Annotated in this window: 3 protein-coding genes; all 3 read left to right on the forward strand. The window is 55.5% G+C overall.

What is annotated here, in order from left to right:
• Positions 1–144: 144 nt before the first annotated feature.
• Positions 145–720: a SocA family protein gene (locus GX515_13065; protein ID HHY33925.1), complete on the forward strand. Its 576-nt coding sequence runs from the start codon at positions 145–147 to the stop codon at positions 718–720.
• Between the two features lie 1,226 nt (positions 721–1,946).
• Entirely contained in the window at positions 1,947–2,567 is a 621-nt protein-coding gene (locus GX515_13070) for a DUF5343 domain-containing protein (protein HHY33926.1), read from the forward strand.
• 229 nt (positions 2,568–2,796) lie between these two features.
• Entirely contained in the window at positions 2,797–3,102 is a 306-nt protein-coding gene (locus GX515_13075; GenBank protein ID HHY33927.1) for a hypothetical protein, read from the forward strand.
• Positions 3,103–3,490 lie beyond the last annotated feature (388 nt).

A 3,490-nucleotide genomic window follows, 5' to 3' on the forward strand; every position in this document is an offset into this window, starting at 1 on the left:
GCCACGATAGCGAGATACGAACTTGGGTCGATCCCCAGCGTCGCCCATAATGACCAGCTTTGTCGATTCAGCAAGGATGTGGCTTACGCGCGTGGTCTCTTTGAAGCATCTGCTTCTAAGCTAGGAAGCCTTGAGAGAAAGCGAGTGGAGAAGGCACTTGGTTCCCGCCGAGCAGATAGTGTGCCCGAGAAGATCTCGCGGATCCTGCTAAGCCTGTACTCGCGGCATGGAGAGTCGCTACGGGGAAGGCGTAGGCCTGATCTGGACAGACTCGCCGAAATGGCGGTCTTCTTTGCGGCCAAGTGCCCCGGCATCGCGAAATCGAAGTTGCTTAAGATGCTGTGGTATTCGGATTTCCTCTGCTATAGACGGACGCTTTGCTCCATGAGCGGCGCGGTATACTGCCACAACTACTTTGGGCCTGTTCCGCTAGCCCACGACTTGGTCGTGGCCTACATGGAGCGGATGCAGTTCATTGCCCTCAAGCCGCAGAGTTACGGCGAGGTCGAAGGAGAGAGGGTCGAACCTGTTGCGGAGTTCGAGGCCGATTTGTTTAGCCCTGAGGAGCTGAAGGTTCTCGAAGACGTCCTCCGGAAGTTCAAGAGTTGCAGCGCCACCGCGCTCGGAAAGATGAGTCACGAGGAGAGGGCCTACACAGAGACGCAGCTCGGTGAGCCGATATCTTACGAGTTCGCCCTGACGCTGAAAGCTATCGAGTAGGATGCGGATGCTAACGCCCTCTAACGGCCGGTCGACTTATCTGAACGGAACCAGCGCCGCCGGTTCCGAGAACCGTGGTGTGCGGGCTGTTGTCGGTCTTCTGCTCTGGGAGGGCGAGCCCGCGGACAAGGCAGTTGAAGGACTAAGGCGCGGTGACCGCGGCACCGAGCGTGGTGGGACTCCTTCACCATGCCATGCCATGAAAAATACCAGGAGTAAGGGCAACCATCTCGGAGCGGAGAATGGGCCAGACCAGCTCGTGACCGTGCTCCCTGTGAAGTAAGGTAACCGCAGCCTAGCAACCGACGACTCGGTCGTGCTGGCCGTCCAGGTGAATGGCTAATGGGAGCTGGTGGGTCTGACCTAGGGCGGTGTTGACCGGGAGGAGCTTTCGGCCGTACCTCTCGATGAGACCCTGTTGACCTCAGGCGTCTGGAGGCATTTCGGTATTGGCGAAAGGAGTACTGGCAGCCTCTGTCGAATACTTCCAACAATATGCGACAACTTCTGAAAGATTGGCCCAAAAAGCTCCAAGAAGGCCTTTTGGGGGGCTTATCTGGACAGAGAACTTCCTGTTGACACCTGCAAGTGGAGGCTTCTCGCTTGTTGTTCTGGAGTGTGCTCATAACGCGTGTCATGCATGACCATCAATCCCATAGCTTATCATCTATGGGAGTCGCGTCCACATTGTTTCTAGTGCCGCGTTTTGTTGCTGGGTCGGCGACGCGTCTTGGTGACAGAGCCTCGCGCTGGAGTGTCAATTGCACGTGCTGAATCCGCGAGGAAGCCCACCGATGGCCCCGTGCACGTCTCCACAAGACCTGGTTCGGGCTTCCTGCGGGCTCACAACGATTGGACATCGCAATCGTTCCCATGGCGGAGGTGTGCCTGTGACAGAAGCGGCGTGGCTGACTATATGGTATGCTATGTCGGTCTTGGAGGCCGTCGTTCTATTCATGGATGGCACGCGGTGCGTCATGTCAGTGATGGATGCGTAGTGCGAAACAGGAACGGCCAACTGAAGGCCGAGATTGGTAGAGCATCTCCTGTCAAAGGGCGCTGCCATCAAGGATACAGTATTCGTCTGAATGTCCGACGGCTAGATACTAAGTGAGACACGGAGTATGTGCCGGGAGGAAGGTAGTTGCTGTTCTAAGGCGGCGTCGAGGGTCGCTTTGCACCATGCATCATGGAGATAAGAAGTGTGCATGCGGGAGGGACTGGCTGTGGAGGACTTTGTCTATACGACCGTACCGGGGAAGATTGGAGCGTTGTTGTCAAAGATCAGCGAAGTCGGAGTGCCGCAGAGAGCGACGGGGAAATGGCTTCAGAGCATAGGACTTACCTCAAGCAATGACAGGTCACTGCTCCGGGTATTGGAACATCTTGGCTTCACTGACTCTTCCGGTTCTCCCGGTGAGCTTTGGAGGGAGTATCGTGGGTCAGAAGGTAAGCAGGCCCTGGGATCTGCAATTCGTAGAGCTTATACGCAGCTCTATGACACTTACCCAGAAGCTCATACTCGTTCAAGGGAAGAGCTGCGAGCGTTTTTCTCCTCGCACTCGAAAGCTGGAAAAGGCGCTATCAATTACATGGTCTCAACTTTCCTTGAGTTATGCAAGGTCGCAGGAATGAATAGCGAACGCCGTATAGAAGTCCCCATCGCAGGTGCAAATGGACAAGGGCCAAATGACAAACCGGCCTGTGAGACCATCTCGGGGATGCTCCCTAGAGGATTCGCGGTCAATGTCAACATACAACTCACCCTCCCGGAGACTACGGACGAAAAGGTGTATGACACCTTCTTTTCAGCAATGAGACGACACCTGTTGATGGGAGACGTCTGACATGCCTAGTATTGCGGATGTATGTCGACGAGCTCTTGCCTTTCAGCATGAGGCGCACTTGATACTGTCGAGGTGTGAAGATGCGCCGTCACGTGTGGTTGTGCTAGACAGGACCCGCAGGCGCGTCAGTGGTCTGTCGATCAAGCAAGGATCGCTCTTCCGCGAGGCCATTGCTTGCATTGAAGCAGGATGCTTCCGAGCTGCACATGTGGTGGCGTGGGCGGCGTTTATGGACCATCTTGAGGAAAGACTAGCGTCGGACGGATTGAAAGCCATCAAGGCGGTAAGACCGAGCTGGGCTCAGTACGATGATATAGTTCGGTTGCGGGAGAGCGTGACCGAACATCAGTTAATTGAAGCTGCAAAGGATGTTGGCCTGCTTTCGAAATCGGAAATGAAGACATTAGCTGGGTTACTGGCAAAGAGGCACGAGTGTGCACATCCGAGCGACTACAATCCCGACATGAACGAGGCAATCGGTTATGTCAGTGAGCTATTGGGTCGCGTGGAGGCGCTCGATAGGAAGAGCCTGTGAAGAACATTGTCGTCGCCGGCTGCAGGATGACCCTAGTTCGCCGGGAAGGGTCAGACCTGCATCTCGGAATGGGGAGGAGGTGTCGGGCGGAAGAGACGACCTTACTTGTGCGTCGGAGGGCTTAGCAGTCACCCCGATTGGGGCGCTCGGCGACCGATGATCGATGAGGTCCAACGGGTGTAGACTCGCTTGTAAGATGCCAGGCTCGATTCAAAAGGGCGACCGTCTCTTCAGTCAGCGGCCATTATCAAGCACACGTGCGAGCCGCTCGGGCTTCCACGCTCGATGTGTGGTTTCGTCATCGGTGTGCGACTGGAGCATCACTGGTTTCTGTCTTCCGTTACAGGCTTCCATTACAGGAATATCCCGGTTTTGATCGAATCTTAGA

It is taken from the genome of Bacillota bacterium (assembly GCA_012842395.1).
Lineage (GTDB): Bacteria > Bacillota > SHA-98 > UBA4971 > UBA4971 > UBA6256.

Bases quoted from the DNA above. Each gene is read 5' to 3' on its own strand.
- GX515_13075 (HHY33927.1), top strand. From the start codon at position 2,797: ATGGACCATCTTGAGGAAAGACTAGCGTCGGACGGATTGAAAGCCATC.